The 24909-nt window shown below is 62.0% G+C and carries 26 protein-coding genes; 16 read left to right on the top strand and 10 right to left on the bottom strand.

Features of this window, described 5'->3' with window-relative positions; genetic code table 11:
- Positions 1-118 precede the first annotated feature (118 nt).
- The 3 genes from X726_RS163730 (at position 119) to X726_RS1000000170360 (ending at position 1593) form a co-directional block, all read left to right on the top strand.
- Positions 119-958 carry a Crp/Fnr family transcriptional regulator gene (locus tag X726_RS163730; protein WP_245260468.1) on the top strand — a complete coding sequence of 280 codons (840 nt, stop codon included), beginning with the start codon at positions 119-121 and terminating at the stop codon, positions 956-958.
- Positions 959-977: 19 nt separating this feature from the next.
- Positions 978-1214 (top strand): hypothetical protein, encoded by a 237-nt coding sequence (locus X726_RS163735; RefSeq protein WP_023668023.1) that lies wholly within the window; start codon positions 978-980, stop codon positions 1212-1214.
- Between the two features lie 202 nt (positions 1215-1416).
- Positions 1417-1593 (top strand): hypothetical protein, encoded by a 177-nt coding sequence (locus tag X726_RS1000000170360; protein ID WP_023687819.1) that lies wholly within the window; start codon positions 1417-1419, stop codon positions 1591-1593.
- 186 nt (positions 1594-1779) lie between these two features.
- On the opposite strand, the gene X726_RS163740 is transcribed toward X726_RS1000000170360, so the two are convergent.
- From X726_RS163740 to X726_RS163755, 4 genes are all read right to left on the bottom strand, one after another.
- Entirely contained in the window at positions 1780-2172 is a 393-nt protein-coding gene (locus X726_RS163740; protein WP_023668021.1) for a response regulator, read from the bottom strand.
- A gap of 242 nt (positions 2173-2414) precedes the next feature.
- Positions 2415-2945, bottom strand: a complete 531-nt coding sequence (locus X726_RS163745) for a DUF1003 domain-containing protein (RefSeq protein WP_023668020.1) — start codon at positions 2943-2945, stop codon at positions 2415-2417.
- A 20-nt stretch (positions 2946-2965) separates the two neighbouring features.
- A complete protein-coding gene (locus tag X726_RS163750) occupies positions 2966-4024 on the bottom strand; it encodes an alpha/beta hydrolase (protein ID WP_023668019.1) in 1059 nt (352 codons plus the stop codon).
- A gap of 128 nt (positions 4025-4152) precedes the next feature.
- The gene (locus X726_RS163755) at positions 4153-4407 is read right to left on the bottom strand and encodes a hypothetical protein (protein ID WP_023668018.1); all 255 of its coding nucleotides are present in this window, start codon (positions 4405-4407) and stop codon (positions 4153-4155) included.
- A gap of 219 nt (positions 4408-4626) precedes the next feature.
- On the opposite strand from X726_RS163755, the gene X726_RS163760 reads away from it, so the two are divergent.
- The 13 genes from X726_RS163760 (at position 4627) to X726_RS163820 (ending at position 19814) form a co-directional block, all read left to right on the top strand.
- On the top strand, positions 4627-7779 hold the full coding sequence (locus tag X726_RS163760) for a GAF domain-containing protein (RefSeq protein ID WP_023668017.1): 3153 nt from the start codon (positions 4627-4629) through the stop codon (positions 7777-7779).
- 366 nt (positions 7780-8145) lie between these two features.
- Positions 8146-9114 (top strand): manganese catalase family protein, encoded by a 969-nt coding sequence (locus X726_RS163765; protein ID WP_023681124.1) that lies wholly within the window; start codon positions 8146-8148, stop codon positions 9112-9114.
- 141 nt (positions 9115-9255) lie between these two features.
- Positions 9256-10305 (top strand): chemotaxis protein CheB, encoded by a 1050-nt coding sequence (locus X726_RS163770; RefSeq protein WP_023668015.1) that lies wholly within the window; start codon positions 9256-9258, stop codon positions 10303-10305.
- Positions 10306-10579: 274 nt separating this feature from the next.
- On the top strand, positions 10580-11362 hold the full coding sequence (locus X726_RS163775) for a heme-binding protein (RefSeq protein ID WP_023668014.1): 783 nt from the start codon (positions 10580-10582) through the stop codon (positions 11360-11362).
- Positions 11359-13236 (top strand): methanol/ethanol family PQQ-dependent dehydrogenase, encoded by a 1878-nt coding sequence (locus X726_RS163780; RefSeq protein WP_023821880.1) that lies wholly within the window; start codon positions 11359-11361, stop codon positions 13234-13236. Before X726_RS163775 ends, X726_RS163780 begins: the two co-directional genes overlap by 4 nt.
- A 58-nt stretch (positions 13237-13294) precedes the next feature.
- A complete protein-coding gene (locus X726_RS163785; RefSeq protein ID WP_023668012.1) occupies positions 13295-14086 on the top strand; it encodes a substrate-binding domain-containing protein in 792 nt (263 codons plus the stop codon).
- Positions 14083-14616: a c-type cytochrome gene (locus X726_RS163790; protein ID WP_023668011.1), complete on the top strand. Its 534-nt coding sequence runs from the start codon at positions 14083-14085 to the stop codon at positions 14614-14616. Before X726_RS163785 ends, X726_RS163790 begins: the two co-directional genes overlap by 4 nt.
- Positions 14613-15626 carry a cytochrome c oxidase subunit II gene (gene coxB / locus X726_RS163795; protein WP_023668010.1) on the top strand — a complete coding sequence of 338 codons (1014 nt, stop codon included), beginning with the start codon at positions 14613-14615 and terminating at the stop codon, positions 15624-15626. The genes X726_RS163790 and coxB overlap by 4 nt, the downstream gene beginning before the upstream one ends.
- Complete coding sequence (gene ctaD, locus X726_RS163800; protein ID WP_023668009.1) at positions 15623-17599, top strand: cytochrome c oxidase subunit I; 1977 nt, start codon at positions 15623-15625, stop codon at positions 17597-17599. Before coxB ends, ctaD begins: the two co-directional genes overlap by 4 nt.
- Positions 17596-18201, top strand: a complete 606-nt coding sequence (locus X726_RS163805; protein ID WP_023681116.1) for a cytochrome c oxidase subunit III — start codon at positions 17596-17598, stop codon at positions 18199-18201. The genes ctaD and X726_RS163805 overlap by 4 nt, the downstream gene beginning before the upstream one ends.
- Entirely contained in the window at positions 18201-18542 is a 342-nt protein-coding gene (locus tag X726_RS163810; protein ID WP_023681115.1) for a hypothetical protein, read from the top strand. The genes X726_RS163805 and X726_RS163810 overlap by 1 nt, the downstream gene beginning before the upstream one ends.
- Positions 18539-19417, top strand: a complete 879-nt coding sequence (locus X726_RS163815) for a cytochrome c oxidase assembly protein (RefSeq protein WP_023668006.1) — start codon at positions 18539-18541, stop codon at positions 19415-19417. The genes X726_RS163810 and X726_RS163815 overlap by 4 nt, the downstream gene beginning before the upstream one ends.
- On the top strand, positions 19398-19814 hold the full coding sequence (locus X726_RS163820; protein ID WP_023668005.1) for a c-type cytochrome: 417 nt from the start codon (positions 19398-19400) through the stop codon (positions 19812-19814). Before X726_RS163815 ends, X726_RS163820 begins: the two co-directional genes overlap by 20 nt.
- A gap of 1 nt (position 19815) precedes the next feature.
- Here the strand turns inward: X726_RS163820 and X726_RS163825 are convergent, their stop codons facing one another.
- The 6 genes from X726_RS163825 to X726_RS163850 are packed head-to-tail and all read right to left on the bottom strand — an operon-like array spanning position 19816 to position 24901.
- Positions 19816-20622, bottom strand: a complete 807-nt coding sequence (locus X726_RS163825; protein ID WP_023668004.1) for an ABC transporter permease — start codon at positions 20620-20622, stop codon at positions 19816-19818.
- Positions 20619-21344: an ABC transporter ATP-binding protein gene (locus tag X726_RS163830; protein WP_023668003.1), complete on the bottom strand. Its 726-nt coding sequence runs from the start codon at positions 21342-21344 to the stop codon at positions 20619-20621. The genes X726_RS163825 and X726_RS163830 overlap by 4 nt, the downstream gene beginning before the upstream one ends.
- Positions 21341-22303 (bottom strand): PQQ-dependent catabolism-associated beta-propeller protein, encoded by a 963-nt coding sequence (locus X726_RS163835; RefSeq protein WP_031203155.1) that lies wholly within the window; start codon positions 22301-22303, stop codon positions 21341-21343. Before X726_RS163835 ends, X726_RS163830 begins: the two co-directional genes overlap by 4 nt.
- Complete coding sequence (locus tag X726_RS163840) at positions 22291-23466, bottom strand: ABC transporter substrate-binding protein (protein ID WP_023668001.1); 1176 nt, start codon at positions 23464-23466, stop codon at positions 22291-22293. The genes X726_RS163835 and X726_RS163840 overlap by 13 nt, the downstream gene beginning before the upstream one ends.
- Positions 23463-24134 carry an ATP-binding cassette domain-containing protein gene (locus X726_RS163845; RefSeq protein ID WP_023668000.1) on the bottom strand — a complete coding sequence of 224 codons (672 nt, stop codon included), beginning with the start codon at positions 24132-24134 and terminating at the stop codon, positions 23463-23465. The genes X726_RS163840 and X726_RS163845 overlap by 4 nt, the downstream gene beginning before the upstream one ends.
- Positions 24134-24901 carry an ABC transporter permease subunit gene (locus tag X726_RS163850; protein WP_023667999.1) on the bottom strand — a complete coding sequence of 256 codons (768 nt, stop codon included), beginning with the start codon at positions 24899-24901 and terminating at the stop codon, positions 24134-24136. Before X726_RS163850 ends, X726_RS163845 begins: the two co-directional genes overlap by 1 nt.
- Between the last annotated feature and the right edge of the window lie 8 nt (positions 24902-24909).

Genomic DNA, 24909 nt, shown 5'->3' with positions numbered 1-24909 from the left:
TCATAGGTTAATGCATTGCTGCCTGCCTCACCTATGGCTGTCCTAAAAAACTGTGCTTCGATCATTCCGGGATCCTCAACCACCCTCGACGCTGGCAGAACGCTCCAGGCATGGGACCATGCCGCACGGCGGCGCCTTCTGCCGCCGCGCATATGTCCCCATGCCAATCGGAACTTTTGGCGCGGATAATAGTTCGATCACCAACATCAGCCAGGTAGTCAATTTGTTCCCCACCTCATCCTCGGATGTACTCATTCGCAAGCTTCAGACCATCTCGGATCTTCGAGAGGCCGACATCGGCGTTCTGAAAGGCATTCCGATCCAGGAGAAGGAATATTCGGCCAACCACGATCTGGTGCGTGAGGGCGACCGTCCTGTTTACTCGTTTATCGTTCTTGATGGCTTGGTCGGTTCCACCAAACATACGGGCGAAGGAAAGCGACAAATCACATCATTCTTCGTCGCCGGCGACATTCCTGATCTGCATGGGCTGCATCTGTCCGTCATGGATTGTAACTTCTCGACCCTTACGCCGGCGCGAATAGGTTTCATGCGGCATGACACTCTGCGTGCCGTTTGCGACCAGCACCCTCGCATCGCCACCGCTTTTTGGCGGTCGACGTTGATAGATGCCGCGATTTATAGGGAGTGGGTCATCAATGTGGGAAGGCGCGAGGCATACACCCGCATGGCTCACATCCTGTGCGAACTGATTTTTCGCTTGCGCTCCATGGGGCGCATTGAGGATCACGTGGCGGATATTCCCATTACACAGGCGGCCCTTGGCGATGCACTGGGTTTGTCCACGGTCCACGTCAACCGGATGCTCCAGGAACTACGACGCAGAGGCCTCATTGCCACCTCGGGATCAAAAGTTCACGCACTGGACTGGGCTGGCCTCACTCACGCAGGAGATTTCGACACGACCTACCTGCACCAAAGGAACCCCGCAGATTAGCAGTGACGGAAGCTCTCCGATGGCACGATTTTTCTTCGACAGCGGCGATGGCGATCTCATCTTCGAGGACGAAATAGGTGTCGAATGCGCTGGCCTCGAGGAGGTCCGCCGCGCGGGATTCGAGGGCCTTGTCGACCTCACGAGAGAGTCACTGAAGAGCGTCGACGGGCAGCAATTGTTTATCGAAGTGCGCGATGAAAATGGCGCCAAGATTTTGCGGCTGAGCCTCTCGCTTCGGGTAAAATCGAACGTATAAATTTGCACTCTACGCGCAGCGTTAGGCGAGCGGACTGGGACTGCAAACATCCACTGGCATGTCGTGTCTCAAAACCAGGGCCACTTTTGAGCGACATGCATTAACCCATAGATTGTGCCTCGATTCGCCTCGATTTGTGTACAGGACGGGGAACCATCAAAGAGCCGCCGAGTTCGTCCAACGGACAAGCTCGGAATCTAACATGGAAGAAATCGGCAAGGCACAACAAAAGGTCATAGCCCGCCTCATACGGGAGTGGATTTCATCGGACGCCAATCGTCGCCAGCTTCGCCAGTTGCTGGATCTGCCGACAGACGCGGACATGCCTAGCGAGCATCGGTCATTGCTTGACGAACTCGACCGAAAGCTCAACCAATGAGCGCCCCTGCTTTCGGGAGAGCTCCCGAGTGGATGCGAGCCGGTGGCGAGGGGAAAGGAGCTGAGGTCGACATCTGGTTGAGGCCGCCGACATTTGACCCAGGCAGACGCGAACGCTTTACGCCGGACGGCGCCGATTGGCCGAAGAAGAATGTTCGGTGGTTTTTGCGGAGCCGCGGTCCGATTCCTAGAGGTGAGTTTCTGCACCTTGCTGCGCGTTTAAAAGTTGAGAAACGGCAGTTATGATCTGCGGCAGAAAAAAGGGCTTGGTGATCATTATGCTGTTGGGCACGCCTTCCGCTCCCCAGTGTACCGCGCTGTCGCCACTGATATAGACAACCGGGATGGTCGAGTTGGACCTTCGCAAGTGCCGAGCGACCTCCCACCCCGACTGTCCTGGTCCCAAACGGATGTCCGTGAGCACGGCCTTGAACTTGGTCGGATCGGGGTCGAAGGCCGCCAGCGCCTCGGCGGCACTCCGAGTGCCGACCACCTGGAAGCCGGCCTCCTCCAAAGCTGACTCGAGGTCGAGCAGGATCATTGTCTCATCTTCGACGATCAGAACAGCACCTTCGCTCATCCGGAATCTCCCCAAGCCGCCACCGCTAATACGATTTCGGCGTCAACTTGGTTCCATCTGACGCGCAGCAGCCTGTTGGTTATCGAAGTTCTACGCTGCTTCGATTGCGCGGCGGACTTGTGACGTCGGGAAGCCGCCCTGGAGAACGCCGACGCCGGCTTAGCTGCTTCGACAGCCCTGGACAATGAGGCTGATTACAGGCTGCAGCCGACGCTGAACCGTTGCCGGCGAGGTCGCTTTGATCAAGCGTTCTCCTGATCTTCAGAAGCTTGCTGGATTTGCGTCATCACCTTTTGGGGATCGACATTCTCGGCGAGTTCCGGCAGCTCTTTGTCGGCCGGAGTCGAGATATTCAGACGCGCCGTCAAGGCAGCCACCATCTCGATCAGCCGCGTGGTTTCATGTTCGTTCAGAAGGCTGATCTGCAAATCCAGTTCGGCTCGCCGCTCGCTGTGTGCGGCCATTCTGTTCTGATTGATCAGCACGAAAGTAGACAGGAAGATTGCCTCAACCGAGGCGACCATGGCCAGGATCACGAAAGTCGGGTCCCAGGCTGGGACGGCTGGTATCGCGCCAAGGTTCGCGAGGACCCAGACGACAAGAATTGCAAGGTGCAGATAGACGAAAGTCATGCTTCCCGCGAAGCGCGAAACAGCGCCGGCGACCCACGCTTGAACGCCTTGGTGCTCCTCTTGCTGCCGCCTGTGCTCCACCAGGGCCTGTATGTTCTGGTGGAGCACCGACTGCATGTCGGCTGGACGTTGGTCGCTCATTTGAAAGCCCCGTTTGGAGATCATTCCGTGGAAGCGGCGTCGCTTATCGCCGGTGGCTCCCGCGAGGCCGGATCTGCCTTGAACTCGTCGGCACACGACTTGGGTCGCTGCCCACGGCCCGCTTGGAACAAGGCGTGCCGTCCTGCAATAGTGTGCACCATGCCGACCACTGCTTGGGGGGCGCTCTGATGAACCATATGGCCGGCGCCCGGAACCACCTCAAGGAGAGACCCACCGACTTCCGCGTGCAAGCGTCGTGCATCGCGTTGCGCGTCGAACAACCGATCCCCGGATCCCGCCATGATGCCGGTGGGCACGGCAATGTCCCTATAGTTGGCCTTTCCCAACAGGGACGCGGCCAGCATCGATGCTGTCTCCAGAGAAACCGCCCGCAGTTGGGAAGGGCGGCTGGCGACATCTTTGGCGAGTGCGGCGAACTCGCTGGCGACGATGGCGGGTTTAAAGATCTTCTCCATTGCCCAATGCCAAGCAAGCCTTACAAGCGGCGGCAGCAAGGTGTGACGAAACGCGGTGCCGATCACAGGCAGTGCAGGGAGTGCGGCCAGTGCAAGATCCAGCCGCGGTGGCGGATAGTAATAGCCCGAGACCAGCACGATGCCGACGACCGATTGAGAATGCCTGCGCGCCAATTCGAGGGCGATCCAAGCTCCCCAGGAATGTCCAAGCACGAGGTATTTCTCTATACCCAGCCCGCAGGCCGCGGCATGTATAAGGTCGGCTTGGTCGCGAGCGGACCAACGCCGGCCGCGCGGCCGTGAGCTTCGCCCAAAACCGGGACGATCAAATGCAAGCACCCGGTAGGTCTTTGCCGCCTCATCGAAGATGCCGCTCGACTTGAAATCCTCCGCCATGGATCCATTGCCATGCAGGAGAAGCAGCGGCATGCCGGTTCCGGCTTCGATAAAATGCAGGCGCACACCATAGATCTCCATCACACGTCCGCACGCCCGGCCGGCAATCGCACGTTTGGCGCGGATGGCGTTGTATGCCGCCAGCGCCGCCAACGAGGCCGCGAGCAACCCGGTCGCGAGTTTCGGTCCATCTCTGTCGAACGCCATGCACGTGCCTGTTGGAAACCATCTGCCGACCCCAACTCTCGGGGCGAAAGCTTGTTCCGCCAGACAAGACAACGCTGTACAACCGGCTCAAGCGGCTAAAGTAGGCCTTCTCCATTGAGTTGGGACCGTTAAGCCTGGGCAGCGCTGCTGCCTCCCATTTTCCAATCACCCTGCCAACGTGCGCGCACGGCAATCATCAGCATGGCCGCTTCCGTCATCCCGGTCTGGAAAAGTCTGACCAGCTCTCTCGCGATGGATTCTGCCGCGGTAGTGTCCGACGAAATCTCAAATTCCTGACACAGCGCGTCGAAGACCGACCGAAGCGTTTTCAGGTCGTCTGGATAGAGAGCGTCCGTATTCGTAAGAATGGGTCGGTCAAGCATCAAACGTCTCCAAACGAGTGAAGTGCGGTTCGGGCACCCAGCCAGCGGGAGCTCGTCAAGTGCCCGCTGGTTTCCCTTTATCCGCCACAGCGCGCCAAGCTGTCATTAACCTATGACCGGTGCGGCGTGTTCGGCTGACCGGCCCGCCAAAGAAACTGCCGTCCTGCGGGGAACTCTTGGCCGCAGACTGCATTTAAGTCCGGGCAAAACGGGGGCGAAATGGGGGCCACTTCAAGCAATCCGCGATCTGAACTGCAGCGCTTCGAGCTTTTGGCAGCGCTGGGCGACCGTATTCACGAGATTACGGATCCCGCAGAACTGGCCTACGCAGCCGCGGAACTGCTGGGGAACCATTTTGGCATCAGCCGAGCCGGATACGGCACGATCGATCTAGAGAAAGAAACGATCACCATCGACAGGGACTGGAACGCGCCAGGCATCAAAAGCCTGGCTGGGACGCTGAATTTCAGGAACTACGGCTCGTATATCGAGGATTTGAAGCGAGGCGAAACCGTTGTCTTTGAAAACGCCGAGACAGATCCGCGAACCAGCGGCCATGCGGAGGCACTCAAAGCCATCAGCGCCCAATCCGTCATCAACATGCCCGTTACCGAGCATGGCGGGCTGGTGGCGCTGTTATACCTGAACCACTCCGCGCCCAGACGCTGGGCGACGGAGGAAATAGCCCTCATTTCGGCAGTGGCGGACCGGACGCGTACGGCGATAGAACGCCTTCGCGCCGAACTGGCCCTCCGTGAGAACGCCGAACGCCTTGCTTTTCTCGACCGCCTCGGCAGGGAGATAGCCCTCGCGGCCGACGCCGATGCTGTCATGCAGATCACCACTCGACTCCTCGGCGAACATCTTGGCGTCTCGATTTGCGCCTATGCCGACATGGAGCAGGACCAAGACCATTTCACCATCCGCGGCGATTGGAGCGCACCTGGCTCGCCCAGCATCAGGGGATATTACAGTCTTGCCGATTTCGGTCGCCTGGCTGTCACCAACCTCAGCGCCAACAAGCCGCTTATCATCAACAACAACCTTGAGGAAATTGCTCCCGAGGAAGCGAAGACCTTTCAGGATATCGGGATAACGGCAACCATCTGTATGCCTTTGGTCAAACAAGGCCGACTGACTGCCCTGATGGCCATCCACGACAAGCAGCGCCGCGTCTGGTCGCAACGCGAACTGTCCTTGCTGACCGAGGTGACGGAGCGGTCCTGGGCTCACATCGAGCGCGTTCGCTCGGAACAGGCGGCACGGGCGAGCGAGGAGCGGCTGAGGCTTGCCACCGACGCGGCCGCTATTGGCACCTGGGATTACGATCCCATCAGCGGAGTGCTGCGTTGGGACGACCGGTGCAAAGCCCTTTTTGGTTTGCCGCCGGACGCGGAGGTGACATATGAAAGCGCCTTCCTGGCGGGCCTCCACCCGGAAGATCGCGCACGGGCCGACGAGGCCGTACGCCAGTCGCTCGCGCCGGGCACCCCCTCCCGCTACGACATCGAATACCGGACGATCGGCCTTCGGGATGGCAAGGAGCGCTGGATTGCCGCAACGGGGGAAGCGCTTTTCCAGTCCGGCCGTGCGATCCGCTTCATCGGCACCGTGGTCGACGTCACCGCGCGAAAGCGGGTGGAGCATCAGCTTCAGTTGATGAACGCCACTGCGGCAGCCGTGGCGGCCGAGCTTGACGTGGAGCGAATTGTCCAGACGGTAACCGATGCCGGCGTGGTGCTGTCGGGCGCACAATTCGGAGCTTTCTTCTACAATGTGATCGACGACAAGGGCGACAGCTATGTGCTCTACGCCCTTTCGGGGGCACCTCGTTCTGCTTTCGAAAACTTTCCCATGCCGCGCAACACCGCGGTGTTCGAGCCCACTTTCCGCGGAACAAGCGTGGTGCGTTCCGACGATATCCTCACCGATCCGCGTTACGGCAAGAACTGGCCCCGCAAGGGCATGCCGGAGGGCCATCTGCCGGTGCGTTCCTATCTCGCCGTGCCGGTCGTCTCGCGTTCGGGCGAGGTGCTGGGTGGCCTCTTCCTTGGCCATCCAGAAATCGGCGTCTTCGCCGAACAGCAAGAGGCGGCCTTGCTGGGGCTTGCGGGCCATGCCGCGACGGCAATCGACAACTCCCGACTGTTCAAGGCGCTGCAGACACTCAACGGCACGCTCGAACAGCGTGTCAAAGATGAAGTAGCGGAACGCGCCAGAGCAGAAGAGCACCTGCGCCAAGCCCAGAAGATGGAAGCTGTCGGACAGCTCACCGGTGGCATCGCGCACGACTTCAACAATATGCTGGCCGTCATCATCGGCGGCCTGAACCTTGTGCAGCGCAAGCTCAGAAACGGCGATACCAACGTCCACCAATTCGTAACCGGCGCGATCGATGGAGCACAACGTGCCGCAGAACTTACCAGGCGACTGCTCGCCTTTTCCCGCCAGCAACCACTGGCGCCGAAGCGGCTGAATCCAAATCGCCTCGTCTCCGGCATGAGCGAATTGCTGAACCGGACGCTTGGCGAGACCATCCAGATCGAGACCGTGCTCGCCGCGGGGCTATGGCATGTCGAGGCCGACGCAGGGCAATTGGAAAGCGCGCTGCTCAACCTCTGCGTCAACGCAAGGGATGCCATGCCTGCTGGCGGCAAGCTGACGATCGAGACATCAAACGCCCACGTCGACGATCGCTATGCCAGGGAGAACGCGATCCCCTCCGGCCAGTATGTGATGATAGCGGTCACCGATACAGGAACGGGCATGACTGCTGATGTTGTCGCAAGAGCCTTCGATCCGTTCTTCACCACCAAGGGGGTCGGCAAAGGCACCGGGCTGGGACTCAGCCAAGTCTATGGGTTTGTTCGCCAGTCCGGCGGCAGTGTGAAGATCTATTCCGAGCAGGGCATCGGAACCACCTTGAAAATATATTTGCCGCGCTCGCACCATGGCGTGCTCGACAGCCAAATCGACGTCGTGGCAGGCGAGCACCCCGGCTGTGCAGACGAGATCATCATGGTTGTCGAGGATGAAGATCGCGTCCGGCTGATGGCCGCGGAAGCGCTGCGGGAACTGGGCTACTCCGTGCTGGAAATGCAAGGTCCACGCGAAGCGCTGGTGGCCGTCGAAAGCGGGCAAGTGCCGTCGCTTCTGTTCACCGACGTGGTGATGCCGGAGATGTCGGGCCGGGAGCTGGTGGATCAGGTCAAGACAATGCACCCGTCGCTAAAAGTGCTCTACACCACCGGCTACACACGAAATGCGATTGTCCACAACGGCACGCTCGATTTCGGAACCGAACTTTTGACCAAGCCCTACACGATCGACGAATTGGCAGAGAAAGTCCGGAAGGTGCTGGATCGAAAGTGAACGGGCAACAGCCCGCGACGCTCGCCCCGTGACCGAACGCGCCGTTTGCCGCGTGGGTGTGCAGCGAAAAGGGCCGAAGGTGTCGACACCGACATCGTATTAATATGGCCCGGCTTCACTTTTCCGAGCCAGTATCCCTCCAGATTTTGTCTACCTCTTGCCCATCCGCGGCCTTGCTCATTGCCGTGATGGCGCAGCACGATCGAAATCTCGTTGCCGCCGGTCACCGGTCGGAGAAATAAATGCCGCCTCTGGCTCCCTGCGATGCTCAACACTGAAGCTGCCGTAAAAATGCTCGCTGGCCGATGGCCGGATGGAACAATCAACTTGCCGGGATGTTCGGATGATCTAACCGGAGAGATGTCCATGTTCATGCACAACAAGCGCCTGCAATACACCGTTCGCGTCTCGGAGCCGAATCCTCGCCTGGCCTGCATGATCATGGAACAGTTCGGCGGCGCCGATGGCGAGCTTGCAGCGGCCATGCGCTATTTCACGCAAGGGCTTGGCGAGGACGATCTTGGCCGTCGCGACATGTTGCTCGATATTGCGACCGAAGAACTCAGCCATCTCGAAGTGGTGGGATCAATCGTCACCATGCTCAACAAGGGGCTCAAGGCACAGCTGGCCGAGGGCCAAATGAAGGAAGCCGACCTTTACCTGATGATCGGCGCCAGCGGCACAACAGCCAAGGAATCAATTCTGTTCGGCGGCGCTCCCGCGCTGTGCGACTCAGCCGGCGTTCCCTGGACCGCGGCCTATGTCGACTCGCGCGGTGAACCTACGGTGGATTTGCGGTCGAATATCGCCGCCGAAGCCCGCGCCAAGATCGTTTACGAACGCCTCATCAACATCACCGACGACCCGGGAATCAAGGACGCGCTCGGCTTCCTGATGACCCGCGAGATCGCGCACCAGAAGTCGTTCGAGAAAGCACTTTACGCGATAGAAAACAATTTCCCTTCCGGCAAGCTCCCAGGCGTAGAGAAGTACGCCAGCATGTATGTCAACACCTCTCAAGGCGACGGCGATGTCGCTGGCCCATGGAATTCCGGCGAAGAGTGGGATCGGATCGATGACCTTGAAGAGGTGATGCCCGTCGACGGCGGAGACGGCCTGGCAACTGTCAAGCTGGGGGCCAAAGACATGAAGGTGGTGGCCAGGATGGCCGACCGTACGCTTTCCGATCCGGCTTCCGATCCGACGACAGGCGCTGATCTAGGAGCGGGCCCAGGAGCTGGCCGTACCAAGAACGCCGATTTCGGCGGCGCGGCAAGCATTCAGGAGGCCCCGGCCGTGGCAGAGGCTGCCGTCAAACGCGCACGTAGGCGTTAGCACAGAGCCGACATCATTGCGGGCATCTAGGTTCCGCGATGCGGCCGGAAGCTAACACCGACCAGGGCAGGGCATCCGACCAGCAACGGACTGGCCGGAGCGCTCGCATCGACATCTGTGCTGAATGTGGGTGAAGCAACCATGGCCACCGCCGCACCACGATCAGATTCGGAGCGTGCGGGCCAGCCGGACAAGGTCCGTCCCGACGGTTGCGAGAACCGGTGCATCGTGACAATCGGAGCATCGGCCGGCGGCGTCGACGCGCTGAAGAGACTTGTCCGCGATCTTTCGCCGGACATCCCGGCGGCTCTCCTCGTCGTACAGCACGTTGGTCCCACGAGTTACCTCGGCGACATTCTCGGTCGCGCTGCCAACATGCCCGTTGCAAATGCCTCCAACGGCATGAAGGTTAAAAACGGGCACATCTTCGTTGCAACGCCCGGAGCTCACCTTCTGTTACACGACGATCATATGCTGCTGCGGCGCGGGCCGCGCGAGAACCTGGCGCGCCCCGCCATCGACCCCCTGTTTCGATCGGCGGCCTGCAGCTTTGGCGGCAGCGTGATCGGCGTCGTGCTCACAGGCAGCCTCTCCGACGGCACCGCCGGCCTGCACGCAATCAAGATGTGCGGAGGCGTCAGCGTAGTCCAGGACCCCGGCGACGCCGCAGTACCCGACATGCCGCTGAGCGCCTTGCAGAATGTGGAAATCGACCATTGCGTCCCTCTGTCCGAAATGGCTGGCCTGTTGCACAGGCTTGCTTCCGAAATCGCAGGACCGACACCAGAAATCCCGTCCGGCATCCGCCTTGAGGCAGCGATTGCAGCTCAGGAGCACAGCACAATGGAATTGACCGAAGGCCAGCTTGGCACCCCCTCGACATTTGTCTGCCCCGAATGTCATGGCCCCCTATGGGAGATAGAAGACGGGCCGATTACCCGTTACCGCTGCCACACCGGACATGCGTTCGGAGCAGACGTTTTGATGCAGGCCCAGGCTGACGATGCGGAGCAGGCTCTTTGGAGCCTTTTAAGAGCGCACCAGCAGCGGGCTGAGTTGGCGAAACGTACGGCAAAACGCGAAGCCGCGCGGGAAAGACACAGCCTGGCCAGTCAAATGGCTGCGCGGGCCGCGGAATACGAAGCCGACGCGAAACTTATTGAAGAGATCATCCATCGTCGAACGCCGTGACAAGGCAACAGGGTTTGTCAGGGCGGGTACGTCTGCGCTGTCCCGATCGCGGTTTTCCCGGATCAGCCGCGTTGCCTCATTGCTTGGCATGTGGCCACGGGTGTCCAGGTCCCATGCTTTGATTGAACACCTGCACCCAAATCCAACTGCATGAATTTTATGCAAAGCAGGAACATAGAAGCACTACGCGAGTTAGGCACTGACGCATTGGACGTATCCTCGCATTCTGCGGTCTGCCGGGGTGGTCCTTGTTATGTAAACGAATGCCAGGACAATGTATCGCTATCAGCTTTTCGTACCTCTTTTTGGCCTGCTGTTGCTGATGGGTGGCCTGTTCCACGGGCACGAGGCCATGGCGCAGGAACCCTGTCCGGCCGACCACGACAAGCTGCTTGCAGCCCTCAAAGCCAACGTGAAGGCAAGCGGCGGACCAGCCAATGGCGGCTTTGAAACCAACGAATGGGCAGCCATCGTTGCCCGTGACGGCACTGTCTGCGCGATTGCGTTCAGCGGCCCCACCCCCGACTCGCAATGGCCGGGAAGTCGGCTCATAGCAGCGGAGAAAGCCAACACGGCCAACGGTCTCAGCCTGGCTCAGATGGCCCTCTCTACGGCCAATCTCTATGCGGGGGTGCAGCCGGGCGGGCCGCTATTTGGCCTGCAGGAGACCAATCCCGTCAACCAGGCCGCGGCCTATACGGGCGATCCCAAAACGTTCGGAAGCGCCGGCGACCCGCTCGTCGGCAAGCCGATCGGAGGCGTCGTGGTGTTTGGCGGCGGGCTTGCCCTCTACGACGGCAAGAGCATTGTCGGCGGCCTCGGCGTTTCAGGCGATTCCTCATGCGCCGATCACAATGTCGCCTGGCGTATCCGCGCGGCGCTCGGCTTCGACAAGGTCCCGGCAGGCGTCAATCCAAATCGCAAGGATGCCATTGTCTACGATCTGGACCCCGGCGGCAAAAGCGCTTCGGGCTGGGGCCATCCGCTTTGTGCCGGAACGGAGGCCGACATCGCGGCCGAACTCGGCGCCGGCGTGGGAGGCTCGATCAATAAATGAAAGCTATGCCGCAGTTGGCATTAACGCGCGTTGACGTAGAACGATGTACCCGCAAATTGGCAGCCGGGAATTCCTTTGGCGCTATCCTTCTGGTGACGCTGCTCGCCTGCCTGCTGCTTCTGGGCGCTGCGTCCGAGCCTCCTAAAACACCAGCGATCGTACCGCCAGCCGCAGCTTCGCCACCCGATGACGGCCAATGGACGATGCCGGCCAAGAACTACGCGTCGACGCGCTTCAGCGAACTCTCCGAGATCAATGAAGGCAACGTCAAGAACCTGCAGGTCGCGTTCACGTTCTCGACAGGCGTGAACAAGGGCCAGGAAGCAGCGCCGCTGGTCGTCGGCAACACCATGTATATCGTGACGCCCTTTCCCAATTTCGTCTATGCGCTCGATCTCTCCAAGCCCGGCGCCCCGATGAAGTGGAAGTACGAACCCAATCCCGAGCCGGCGGCACAGGGAGTGGCCTGCTGCGACGTCGTCAACCGCGGGGTGGCATTCGCCGACGGGCGCATCTTTTTCAATACGCTGGACGGCCACACGATTGCCCTTGATGCGAACACGGGCAAGCCGATCTGGAACACTCATATCGGCAACATCAACATCGGCGAGACCATCACCATGGCGCCGCTTGTGGTGAAGGGCAAAGTGCTGGTCGGCAATTCCGGCGGCGAGATGGGCGTTCGCGGCTGGGTAAAGGCGCTCGACGCCGGCGACGGTCATGTCGTCTGGATCGCCTATAGCACCGGGCCGGACAAGGACGTGCTGATCGGACCGGACTTCAAGCCGCACTACGACATGGACAAAGGCAAGGATCTTGGCGTCACGACGTGGCCGCCGGAAGCCTGGAAGATCGGCGGCGGCAACATGTGGGGCTGGATTTCCTATGATCCCGATCTGAACCTGATCTTCCACGGCACCGGCAATCCCGGACCATGGAATCCGGATTTGCGGCCGGGCGACAACAAGTGGACGTCTGGCATTTTCGCGCGCGATCCCGACACCGGCGCGGCGAAATGGTTCTATCAGTGGAGCCCGCACGACCTCCACGACTATGACGGAATCAACGAGCAGATCCTGCTCGACATGACCTGGCAGGGCAAGCCGCGCAAGGTGCTGATCCGGCCGGAGCGCAACGGCTATCTCTACATCCTCGACCGGACAACCGGCGAGGTGCTGTCGGCAAAACCCTTTGGTCCCGTAAACTCCAGCAAAGGTGTGGACCTGAAAACCGGTCGACTGATCGTAAATCCGGACAAGAAGACCGGCACCGGCAAGGTCGTTCGCGATATCTGTCCGACGGCGTCTGGCCTCAAGGACTGGCAGCCTTCCGCGTTCTCGCCGAAGACCGGCCTGCTCTACATCCCGCACAACAATCTGTGCATGGATGAAGAAGGCGTCGAGGTGAACTACATCGCCGGCACGCCCTATGTGGGCATGAACGTCCGCATGATACCAGGGCCTGGCGGCAATCGCGGCGCCTTCACCGCCTGGGACATCGCCGCGGAGAAACCGGCCTGGAGCCTCAAGGAGAATTTCCCGGTGTGGAGCGGCGCGGTAGTGACCGCCGGCGACGTTGTCTTCTATGGCACGATGGAAGGCTGGTTCAAGGCGGTCAGCGCCAAGACCGGAGACCTGCTTTGGCAGTTCAAGACCTCGTCCGGGATCATCGGCCAGCCCATCACCTATCGCGGTCCCGACGGGCACCAGTATGTCGCCATCCTCTCAGGCGTCGGCGGCTGGGCCGGCGCCATTGTATCGGGCGATCTTGATCCGCGTGACGCCACCGCCGCGCTCGGTTTCGTCAATGCCATGAAGGATCTGAAGAACGCGACAACCTCGGGAGGCACGCTTTATGTGTTCCGGCTGCCTTGATGGATTGTACTTGACCGTAGGTCCGGCGCGAAAGGCGTGTCAACGGCTGGTGATCGGCATGGCCGCCATCGCCTTCGTGTTCTTGACGGCCACAGCCGACGCACGTGAGCTGAGGGTCTGCGCCGATCCGAACAACATGCCGTTCTCCAACGCGGCCGGTCAGGGCTTCGAGAACAGGATCGCCGAAATCGTTGCGTCCGATCTCGGCGCGAAGCTGACCTATACCTGGTGGGCGCAGCGCCGCGGCTTCATCCGAAACACGCTGAAGGCCGGTCTATGCGATCTCGTGCCGGGCACGCCGAGCAACCTCGAAATGCTGCGCACCACCACGCCCTACTACCGATCGTCTTATGTCTTCGTCACCCGCAGGGACGGCCCCGACGTAGCATCGTTCAATGATCCGCGGCTGCGCGACATGCGGATCGGTGTTCAGCTCATCGGCGACGATGGCGCCAATTCGCCTCCGGTCCAGGCGCTTGGCCGCCGCGGTATCGTCGGGCACCTCGTTGGCTATCCGGTCTATGGCGATTATTCCGCCCCCAACCCGCCGGCGCGCATCGTCGAAGCGGTGGCGAGTGGCGAGATCGACCTTGCCGTGGTCTGGGGCCCCCTCGCCGGCTACTTCGCCGCCAGGCAGAAGGTGCCGCTCCGCATCACGCCGGTTGCGCCCCGCATCGACGGACCGCAACTGCCGATGATCTACGACATCTCGATGGGCGTCCGCCGCGAAGACGATGCGCTGCGCGGCGATGTCAATGGCGCCCTGTCCAGGCACAAGGTCGAGATAGATGCCTTGCTGTCACAGTATGGCGTGCCGCGCCTCGATGCCCCGGGGAGCCCGGTGCGATGAGAGCCGTTGTGGCCATGCTCCTGTTTCCAGTCCTGGCGCTCGCTGCCTGCCAGCGCGAGGAACGTGACACGCGCCCGCAATCGGCGCTCGGATCGGGCGAGCAGCCGACGCCTGTGACCACGCTGGAGCCCGGCGGACAGCGGCCCCCCGCCAGCGACAACAAGGCGGCGAGCTTCGAGGCCAACGCCTTCCACATGAGCGAAGGGAAACGGCTTTTCGGCTGGTTCAACTGTTCGGGATGCCACGCCAATGGCGGCGGCGGCATGGGGCCGGCCCTGATGGACCAGAAGTGGCTCTATGGCAGCTCGATCGAAAGCATCCATGCCACGATCCGCGACGGTCGGCCAAACGGCATGCCGAGCTTCCGCGACAAAATTCCCGACGACCAGATCTGGGAGCTTGCGGCTTTCGTGCGCTCGCTGAGCGGCAACGCGCCGTCTTCCGCCGCGCCGCAACGCAATGACGACATGATGGCGCATCCTTCGGAAAACCGCATGCCCGACGCGGCCACGCTGGGGAAGTCGCCGTGAAACGTCTCGTCTCGATGGCGTTCGCCACCGCCGGGGCTCTGTTGCTCCAGGGATGCGCGGGCTGGCAATCCGCCCTCGACCCGAAAGGTCCCGCGGCGAGCGAACTGGCATGGCTGATCTGGTTCTTCACCGCGCTCTGCGCCGTGGTGTGGGTGCTGGTGATGATCGCCCTCGTCGTGCCCTTGATGATGCGGTCGCGCGCGCAGGCGGAGCCGCTCGCGATCAAGGCCGGCGCCGACGACCGGAAGCTGCGCGCGGTGATGACCGCCGTCGGGTTGACCGCCATTGTCCTGATCGGACTGACCTTGCTGAGCTTCTTCGCCAACAGGACGCTCGCCGCGATCGGCTCGGATGCCGCACTGACCATTCGGGTCACCGGCCATCAATGGTGGTGGGAGGTGCGCTATGAGGATGCCACGCCAAGCCGCATCCTGACCACGGCGAACGAGATCCATATCCCCGCCGGGGAGCCGGTGCGGCTTCTTCTGACCTCGACCGATGTGATCCATTCCTTCTGGATCCCGAGCCTTTCGGGCAAGCTCGACCTCATTCCCGGCCACATGAACGTGCTCGACCTCAAGGCAGACAAGCCTGGTGTTTACCGAGGTCAATGCGCCGAGTTCTGCGGGGCGCAGCACGCAAACATGGGCACCTTCATCATCGCCGAGCCGCGTGCGAAGTTCGACGCCTGGTGGAACGACCAGTTGCAGCCGGCCGCTACTCCGACGGGGGACGAGGCCAAGGCCGGCCAGGATCTGTTTCTGAAGCGCCCTTGCGTGATGTGTCACAGAATAGGCGGCACGCCTGCCGGAGGTACGGTCGCCCCCGACCTCACCCATATAGCCAGCCGGCAGACGCTTGCCGCCGGGACATTGACGATGAGCCGCGGCAATCTCGCCGCCTGGATAGCCGACCCGCAGGGCATCAAGCCCGGATCCCACATGCCGGTGGTGGAGCTCAGCGGCGACGAACTCAACGCCATGGTCGCCTATCTCGAGGCGCTTAAATGAGCAGCGCGGACCTCACAAGCGAACGCGACCTGCCGCCGGCGCGTGAAACCTCTACCGAGGGCGACGTCGCACCCGAGCATGACGGACCGCGCGACACCGGCATGGACGATGCCAGCCTGGATCGCTGGCTGGCGCGGACATGGCGCACGCCCCCCGGCATCATCGGCGCGCTGTCGAGCGTCGACCACAAGGTCGTCGCACGGCGCTATCTGATCACCGCCTTCGTGTTTCTGTGCCTGGGCGGGCTCAACGCTGTCGCCATGCGCATCCAGCTCTCAGGGCCGCAGCGCGGTCTGATCGGCCCGGACCTCTACAACCAGCTGTTCACGATGCATGGTGTGACCATGATGTTCCTGTTCGCCGTGCCCATCGTGCAGGCGACAGGCATCTATCTCGTCCCGCTGATGGTCGGCAGCCGCAACATCGCCTTTCCCCGCCTGAACGCGTTCAGCTACTGGATCTATGTTTCGGGCGGTATATTTGCCTGGGTGTCTTTCGCGCTCAACATGGCGCCCGACGTCGGCTGGTTTGCTTATGTGCCGCTGTCAGGCCCCGAATTCGCGCCGGGCAAGCGGGCCGACGTCTGGGCCCAGATGATCACTTATACAGAAGTATCCTCGCTGGCGGTCGCGGTGGCAACCATCGTCACCGTGTTCAAGCAGCGAGCCCCCGGCATGTCGCTGGACAGGATTCCGCTCTACGTCTGGGCAATGCTGGTTACCTCCTTCGTCGTCGTCTTCGCCATGCCCGCGGTGATGATCACCTCGACCTTCCTGATCCTCGACCGGCTGGTCGGCACACATATCTTCAACCCCGCCGAGGGCGGCGACGCACTGCTCTTCCAGCATCTGTTCTGGTTCTTTGGCCATCCCGAGGTCTACATCATCTTCCTGCCGGCGACGGGCATGGTCTCCGCGATCATCCCGGTCTTCGCCCGGCGTCCCGTGTTCGGGCATCTCGGGCTGGTCTTGTCGCTGATCGCCGTCGGTTTCCTTTCGTTCGGCCTCTGGGTCCATCACATGTTCGCGACGGGGCTACCCAAGCTCGGCGCCAGCTTCTTCACCGCGTCGAGCATGCTGATCGCCATCCCCAATGGCGTTCAGATCTTCTGCTGGCTGGCGACCTTGTGGGACGGCAGGCCGGTGATCCGCACGCCGCTGCTGTTCGTGTTCGGCTTCTTTTTCATCTTCGTCATCGGCGGCCTCACCGGCGTCATGCTCGCTTCGGTGCCGCTGGACCTCCAGGTGCACGACACTTATTTCGTCGTCGCCCATTTCCATTACGTGCTGATCGGCGGTTCGGTCTTCCCGCTGCTGGGCGCGGCCTATTTCTGGTTCCCCAAGATCAGCGGCCGCATGATGAGCGAGCGTCTCGGGCGCTGGCATTTCTGGCTGGCTTTCATCGGCTTCAACGCGGCTTTTTTTCCAATGCATCTCGTCGGGCTCTGGGGCATGCCACGAAGGGTCTACACCTATCCGGCCGAGCTTGGCTGGGGCAACATCAACCTGTTCATCAGCGCTGGCGCGGTGCTCTTTTTCCTCAGCTTCGTACTGTTCACTTTCAATCTTGTACACGGCGCGTTGAAGGGCGCGCTGGCCGGAAACAATCCCTGGGATGCCGGTACGCTCGAATGGGCGACGTCTTCGCCGCCGCCAAGCTATAATTTCGCGCGGATACCGATTGTCACACATGTCGAGCCGCTCTGGGCCGAACGGGAGGCGATGCCTGTGGCGACCGGACTCCGCGTCGATGTCCGTGAGCTATTGATCTCAACCGTGGCGGAAGCCCACCCCGACATTCGCGAGAAATCGGCGACACCGTCGATCTGGCCGCTGCTGGCGGCAATCGCCGTCGGCGGTACGTTTGTCTATTCGATCTTCACGCCCTGGGCGATCGTCTGGGGCGCCGCGCCGATCGCCATCACCTTGATCGGCTGGTTCTGGCCCAAGGACGACCCGGAGGATGAGGGATGAGTGAGCGTCCCAGCTTGGATCTTTCGGACCTCCCAACCTTTGGACATGGTCCGCGCAGCCCGACTTGGTGGGGAACGCTCGGCTTCATGGCGCTGGAAGGCATGGGCTTTGCGTTGGCCGCCGGCGCTTATCTCTATCTCGCCACTTTGTGGCCCAACTGGCGTCTAAGCGCCCCGCACCCCAACCATTGGCCCGGAACGATCGTCACCATCCTGTTCATTATCAGCGTGGTGCCGAATCACATCCTCCACGGCCATGCCAAGCAATGCGCGATCGTACCGGTCCGGATCGGGCTGGTGGTGATGTCGCTGCTCGGTCTGGCCCCGCTTGTCGTGCGCTGGTTCGAATTCCCTGCGCTGAACATCTACTGGGACACGAACGCCTATGGCTCGATGCTCTGGGTGCTGCTCGGGCTGCACACCACACACCTGATCACCGATGTCGGCGACACCATCGTTTTGACGGTGCTGATGTTCACACGCCATGGCTACAGCGGCCGGCGCTTCGGCGATGTCGGCGATAATGTCTTCTATTGGGATTTCGTGGTGCTGACCTGGATCCCGATCTATCTGCTCATCTACTGGATGCCGAGGCTAGGCTGATGCGTGCGTTGAAAATGGGAACGTCCTGGGGTGGTCTTCTGTCGGGGCCGATGGCTTGGGCAATCTCGACGCAGCTGAACTACGCACTCGTACCATGGCAGTGCAACCGCCAGGTGCCGGTGGTGCTTCCCGTGGCACTGGTGCTCGCCGTGCTTTCGCTGCTCGGCGGTGCCTTGTCATGGCGGGCGAAGCGGCAGGGCGGCGCCGCCTTCAAGCCTGAGCGCACGCGCAGCACCGAGCAGTTCGTCGCCGATCTCGGCATGCTTGCGGCATTGCTGTTTGCCCTCGTCATCATCATGCAAGGCAGCGCGGCTCTCATTCTCGACGAGTGCCTGCGATGAGCTTCGACGCGTTCTTCTCGACCTCGATCTGCTACGGCGCCGGCGCGCCCGAGGCCGGATGGACGCTCGCATTTCCCATCACGTTTCCGCTGGCCGCGATTGCCTTCCTTTATACCATCGGAGCGACTCGGTTGTGGCGCCGCAGCAGCCGAGGCCGTCCCGAGCGGATGCGGCAGGCGTTGTTTTTCGCCGCCGGTTGGGGCGTGCTGACGGCAGCACTGGTCAGCCCCATCCATGCGCTCGGCGAGCGGGTGTTTGCCGCCCATATGATCGAGCATGAACTGCTGATGGCGGTGGCGGCGCCCCTCCTTGTCGCCGCTTGCCCAGGCGCAGTCCTGCTCTGGTCCTTGCCGGCCGCACTTCGCCGCGGAACGGGCAAGCTCACGCGCGCAAAGACGCTGCAATCGGTTTGGGCCCTGGTGATCCGCCCCCTCAACGCGACGATCATTCACGGCGTCGCCATCTGGATCTGGCACATTCCGGCGTTGTTCCAGGCAGCGCTCCAGCAGGGCTTTCTTCATTATGCCCAGCATGCGAGCTTCCTCGGCACAGCCTTGCTGTTCTGGTGGGCGCTCCTACCGCGCCCCGGTCGGCAGCAGACCTATGGCAACTCCGTCATGCATCTTTTCTTCACCTCGCTTCATACCGGCCTGCTCGGTGTCCTGCTGCTGATGTCGCCCAAACTCTGGTATCCGGAGAATGGCGCCGGCGCGGCATTGTGGGGACTGACCGCGATCGAGGACCAGCAGCTCGCCGGATTGGTAATGTGGGTTCCGGCCGGCTTGATCTATGGCGGCGCCGCCTTGCTGCTCGCCGGCCTCTGGATAAGCAGCAGCGCAACCAGGGAGGCAACACATGCGTTCCGACCTGGTTAGGCTGATCGGGGGCGCCCTTGCCGCAATCCTGCTGCTGACCGCGGCTGTCGCAGCCGCGACTTTGTGGTCCGACCGGCGCGAGCGCGTCCGGCACGAGTCGGATGCAGCGACCGGGGGCGTAGGCGCTCGCGCCATTCCAATCATGACGGCGAATGGCTGCTCCGGCTGCCATACGATACCCGGCGTGCCGGGTGCGCAAGGCCAGGTCGGACCCCGCCTGGACGGTGGCCTTGCCGACAGGGTCTTTATCGGTGGCCTGCTGGCAAACAATCCGGAGAACATGGTCCGCTGGATACGCTCGGCGAGGGAAGTCAATCGGCACACGGCCATGCCGTCGACGAGGATCACCGAGCAACAGGCGCGGGACATCGCCGCTTATCTCTACGCGTTGAAGTAATTCATCCCTCGCCGCCGCGCCGGGACCACAAGCCGCGGCCGGGGTCATAGCCGATGACCGCCGCGAGGAAGAAGGCGATGAGGCAGCCAAGGACCACAACCGCCGCGACAGGATCGAACCGCAGATAGAGCGCGAAGCGTATCAGCTCGACCGCCGAGCTGAACGGGTTCCAGGCGGCGATTGTTGCCAGCACCGGTCCCGCCTCGGCAAGCCGCCACAGCGGATAGAGCGCCGTCGAGGCAAAGAACACCGGAAAGATGACGAAATTCATGACACCGGCAAAGTTCTCCATCTGTGTCGAAACCGAGGAGACAAGCAGTCCGAACGCGCCAAGCATGAGGCCCGCCAGCACGAGCGCCGGAAATACCGCGACGTAGCCGAGAACGGGCGGCCGCACATCCCAGAAACGCGCGATCAACAGAAACAAATAGACCAGCGGCACGCCGACGATCACGCTGGCCAGCAGGCGCGCCGCAAGCAGGTACCAGCGCGGCAATGGTGCGGTCAACAACAGGCGCATGCTGCCCATCTCGCGATCGTAAACCATGGCCAGCGAACTCGCCATGGCATGGAAGAGCAGCATCATGGCCGCTAGCCCAGGCACCACATATACGTCATAGAGAACATAGGTCTGGTAGGGTGGCGTGATCGACAGACCGAGAACGGAGCGGAAGCCAGCGGCAAAGATTGCCAGCCAGACCAGCGGCCGTACCAACGCCGAGAGCAGCCGGCCGCGTTGCCGCAACGTGCGCAGCATCTCCCTGCGCAGGATGCCATTGAGCGCGCGCACCGCGTGAGACGTTTTCATTCGGACTCCGTCAGCGACGCGAAGGCCTCGCCCGTGCTCGCTACAGCGAGATCGGCAGCCAGCCGATCGGCGCGGCCGGCCCACCGGATTGTGCCTCGATGCAGCACCACCACATCGTCATCCGCCTTCAGTTCTTCCAGAAAATGTGTTGCCCACAGGACGGCAATGCCGCGCTCGCGGCAAAGCTCCCGCACGTGCCGCTCGAGCGCGCGGCGGCCCGGCACGTCGAGCCCGGTGGTCGGCTCATCCAGCAGCAAAAGGCGTGGGCTATGCATCAGAGCGCGTGCTATCTCGACACGGCGACGCTGTCCCCCGGAAAGCGCTCGGGCAGGATCGTCGATCCTGTCCAGCACGTCCAGCCGGCCGAGTTCGTGGATGGAGCGCTCCTTGCTCAAGGCCTGGCTAAGGCCATGCAAGGCCGCGTGGTAACGCAGGTTCTCGCCGGCCGTCAGATCGAGATCGAGGGTCGGCAACTGGAAGACGACGCCCATCTGCGCCAACGCGGCGGACGGGTTGACATCCATCGCCTGGTCGAAGACATGCACCGAGCCGGAGCGGGCGTGATAAAGACCGGTGATGAGCGAGAACAACGTCGTCTTGCCGGCGCCGTTGCGGCCTAGCAAGATGCACATCCTGCCTTGGGCCACAGAGAAAGAGACGCCGTCGAGAACCCGCCGGTTCCCGAAACTATGGCCCAGATTCTCGACCGACAAGGCGTTCATGGCCCGATCACGACGCCCCACGGCCCCCGCCCCACCGGCAGCGATTTCACCACCTCCTGGTTTTCCAGATCGATAAACGAGATATCGCCGGAATTCCCGTTTGCGGTGACCAGGCGCTTCTGGTCGCCGGAGAGCGCAACGTGCCAGGGTCGTTGACCAACAAGGTAGAGCCGACGGACCGCCAGCGTTTTCACATCGACTTCCGCAATCCTGTTGGCGGGGCCGAGCGCCACATAGACGGTCGTGCCATCGCGGGACGTCGCCATGCCGACCGCCTGCACGCCCTCGCGTCGTATACCCGGCACCTCGAACTCGACTTTGCCGGTCTGCGCGCGCGTTGCCGTGTCGAAGACGGTGACGGTGCCCCGGATCTCCGAGGACACCCAGAATTGCTTACCGTCCGGCGAGAATAAAGCCGCGCGCGGCCGGGTATCGACCAGCAGATTGTCGACGAGTTCAAGCGTGCCTGCGTCGATCAGATGCACCATGCTGGTGGTCTCCGAAGTGCAGGCGACATAGCGGCCGTCGGCGCTGGCCGCCATTCCTTCCGGTTCGACGCCGACATCCACGGTGCCGATGACCTTGGCCGCGGCGATGTCCACCACCGACACCAGATTGTCATTCTCGTTGGCGACGAACAGCCGCTTGCCATCGGGATGGACTGCGAAGAATTCCGGATCGGCTCCCGAAGGCAATTCCCCGACGACCCGCCGCTTCGCGACGTCGACCACGTCGATGCGGTTGTCGTCGCCTTCCGCGACGAACAGCATCTTGTTGTCGATCGACAGTGCCAGCCCGCGCGGACGGCGGCCGACATCGATCGTCGCCAGCAAAGTCATTGTCACGCCGTCGACGACCGCGACGGTATTATCCTGCTCATTGGAAACGTAGATGGTCTCGGCGGCGGCGGGAGCAGCAAGAGCGAACGCCGCCAACAACAGCGTCATCAGAACTTGCATGTGCTCTCCTCCAGGTCGATGCCCAGCGTGTCGAGCGGCGTGCGCTGATGCAGGAAACCCGGTTGCGGTGAGCTGGAAATCAAGAGGCGAGGCCCGGCGATCAAAATGGGCTGGCGCATCTGTCCGTCCCAAGGACGGAAACTAAGCCCCTGCCCCTTGAAGCCAGCGAGAAGAAACGCGTCGCCGCGTATATATCTGCCGATTGCCGCGGGATCGAGACTGTGCAGGCGCGTCGCCGCTTCGCCGATACTGCGCACAGCGAGCCAGGCCGCGTAGTCGCTGGGCAACATCCAGCGCCCTGCCTGCCTGTGGAAACGGTCCTGCAGTTGCGTGGCGCCCCATTCCTCGCTGACAGCGCTCCAGCCTATGGCGACAAGCCCTTGCGTGCCGGCGACGATTCTCGGCAGCGCAGTGCGGCCCTCCAGATAGGCGCCGAATTCATCCGCCTCGTCGGCGACCACGAGCACATCATAGTCGCTGACCTGCGTGACCGCCGGTATTTCGGTCTGCAGCGTGACATGCCCTGTATCGGCACGTCCGTTGGCGGGCCTGAATGTCCACGGCTGGTCGATCGTGATCTCGGCTCCGAAGCGAGCCGCCGCCCGTCGAAAGGCCGCAGCCATCGCCTGATCCTGCGAATGCGGCCCCACAAGCAGGAACCAACGCTGCCAGCGCTTCCAGGCGAGATATTGCGCCAGCCCGTCGGCGAGCATGGCGCGGCTCGGGATCGTGTGCAGCACGTTCCGACGGCAGTCCTGCTGGCGAAGCTCGTCGTCCGGCGCCCGGCTGTTGAACAACGTCATCTGCTCGGCACCGGGCGCGGCACTGGCCTGTAGAAGCTGACGGGCGTCGAGATCGGCGATGACAAAGGCGATGCCGGCATCGGCGAATTGTCTTACCGCGTCGTCCGGCGTTTCGGTTGGTTTCAATATCCTTTCCTCCAGCCGAAATTTCTGCCCAAGAAACCGGCCGGTGCTTTCGTCGTCGGCAATGCCGAGCCGTGCGCCTTGCAGGCCGTCGTCGGTGACGGTTTCATCAAGGGGTCCAAGGGGCAGAGCCGGTTTGCGCTCCTGGCCGATATACCCGATCACCATCGTCTGTTGCTCGGTGGCGCCAGGGCCGGTGATCAGCAAAAGAAAGAGAAGGCCCAGCAACAGTCTCATTGTGTCGCCCCCAGCCCAAAGCGCGACGATCCCGCTTCATGGCCACCAGAGATTGCGACATCGCGCACGATGCGCGCCGGCGATCCCTCCAGAACAATAACCCGATCACCCAGCGACGAGGCATAGGCGAGATCATGCGTAACCAGCAGCGTGGTAGTCCGCCGACTGGCGAAACAATCCTGCAGCAGGCGGCGCATGGCTTGCGCGGTCGCCTCGTCGAGTGAAGCGAATGGCTCGTCGAGGAGCAGGAGCGCAGGCTCCACGGCGAGCGCCCGGGCAAGCGCTACGCGCCGCGCCATGCCGCCCGAGAGTCGCTGCGGATAGCTCTTCTCATTGCCTTTCAGGCCGACAGCGGCAAGCCACCGGGCCGCATCGGGCGCGCGATCCGGGATGGCCATCTCTACATTGCGCAAGGCGGTGAGCCAGGGCAGCAGCCTCGGTGTCTGGAACAGCATGCCTATCGGAAGCGGTCGTCCGCTCACGCTGCCGCGAAATTCGCGGTCGACGCCCGAAACGATCGACAGCAGCGTCGACTTGCCGACACCGGAAGGGCCGGTCAGGACGCAGACCTGTCCGTCGGCTATATCAAGCGACAGCGCGCGAAAGATCGTCCGGCGCTGTCCGTCGTCACCGGGGAAAGTCTTGTCCTCGATCCTGATCCTCAGCATCAGCGTCGCCAGGCGAACAGACGACGTTCCAACGGCACAAGCAGTCCATACTCTATGGCAAGCATCACAACGCCGAAGCTGATCGCATAGGCAAGGATGTGGGTGACGTCGAAGTTCTGAAAATAGACCTGTAGCTGGAACCCGACGCCGTTGGAGCGGCCGAGTAGTTCGGCGAGCAACACGATCTTCCACGTTAGTGCCAGCCCGCTGCGCAGGGTGACGAGAAAGAACGGCGCCAATTGCGGCAGCACGACATGCTGCAGCTTTGCAGCACGCCCGAAGCGATAGAGCTCAGCCATTTCGGCAAAGTCCTTGTCCAGCCGGCTGGCGCCTTCACGAATAGTCACCACGACGTTGGGGATCTTGTTGAGCGCGACCGCAAGGACAAGCGCGGTCTCGGCAAGACCAAGCCAGATATAAATTAGAATGACCGTGATCAGCGCCGGCATGTTGAGGAGTAACACGATCCAAGGCCTCATCCATATGTCGGCTCTGTGCGAGCGGCCTGCCGCGTAGCCAAGGGCCGCGCCAATGACGATTGCCGACCCGAGGCTTGCCACGACGCGCGCAAGCGAGATGCCCAAATGGTATGGCAGCTCGCCCCGAACCGCTTCGTGCAGGAGAACCGAAACAACCTGGACCGGACCAGGAAACAGGCGATCGGCGGCGATCGATGATGCAATCTGCCAGACGAGCACCATGGTCAGCAATGCCGCAGTGGATTGCGAACGCTGCATTGTGATGGGGAACGCTGGGACATCGGTCATTGGCGCGA

The organism is Mesorhizobium sp. LSJC285A00, assembly GCF_000503155.1.
In the GTDB taxonomy this organism is placed as follows: Bacteria; Pseudomonadota; Alphaproteobacteria; order Rhizobiales; family Rhizobiaceae; genus Mesorhizobium.
Note: the sequence above shows the minus strand (reverse complement) of the source record. Positions and strands in the feature narration are given on the sequence as shown.